1 protein-coding gene is annotated in these 973 nt (G+C 48.2%); it reads left to right on the top strand.

What is annotated here, in order from left to right:
* Window positions 1-842: phosphate propanoyltransferase (pduL, locus tag UF75_RS25735; protein ID WP_242860439.1), on the top strand; the 842-nt coding region annotated here is incomplete at its 5' end.
* Window positions 843-973 lie beyond the last annotated feature (131 nt).

Below are 973 nucleotides of genomic sequence, written 5' to 3'. Positions count from 1 at the left end.
AGAAGAACTCCGCGAACGATCTCATCATCCCAAAAAAATACTTTGGGATTGATCATACTCCGCTGAGCTATGCGTATGGAGCTATTGTAGCCAAACTTCATCATCTTAGAGCAAAGTCACGAGAGGTCGAACTTTACGCCAATCGGGCCTTCACGGATGAAACCGGGGCCTGTAGCCGAACCGACCTAATCCAAGCCTTAAACCGCCTTTCCAGTGCCTTCTATATTCTCGCCTGTGAAGTGCGGGGACGAAAAACACAAGAACACGAAGAAAAACGAGTTCCATTAGGAGTATCGAATCGTCATATCCACCTTTCCCAGACCGATTTAGAAACGCTTTTTGGCCAAAACTATGCTTTAACCGTCCAAAAAGAACTATCCCAACTCGGGCAGTTTGCAGCTCAAGAAACCGTTACTTTAGTTGGACCCAAAGGAAGTCTGGAGATGGTCCGCATGCTAGGCCCCGTGAGAAAACGGACACAAGTCGAACTGAGCGTTACGGATTGTTTCAAATTGGGAATTAAGCCCGTTATCCGAGACTCGGGCCAACATGAAGGAACTGTAGGTCTTCAGATTGTAGGCCCAGTTGGTCATGTCGAGCTTGAGACGGGTGTAATGGTCGCTAGCAGGCACATCCACTTGCATACTAACGATGCGCAAGCGTGGTCTTTAAAGGATGGAGACCGAGTTCGCGTGAAAGTAGAAAGCCAACGTCCGATGGTCTATGAAGATGTGCTAATCCGAGTCAGTGACCAATACCAAAAAGAAATGCATTTGGACTTAGATGAAGCCAATGCGGCGTTTATTGACCCACAGAGCTATGGAGTGCTCATGGAGGAATAACTCATGAATGAAGACCTCATTAACCAAATCGTGCGCCGAATCCTCTCCGATCCAGCCCTGCAAACCCTCCTGGAGGCAAGCCAAGCCGGAAACGGAGAACTGAAGGCGGTAAAATCAAGTGGACTGATCCT

The sequence above is a fragment of the Desulfosporosinus sp. I2 genome, assembly GCF_000960765.1.
Taxonomy (GTDB): domain Bacteria; phylum Bacillota; class Desulfitobacteriia; order Desulfitobacteriales; family Desulfitobacteriaceae; genus Desulfosporosinus.
This window is presented reverse-complemented; position numbering and strand designations above follow the sequence as displayed.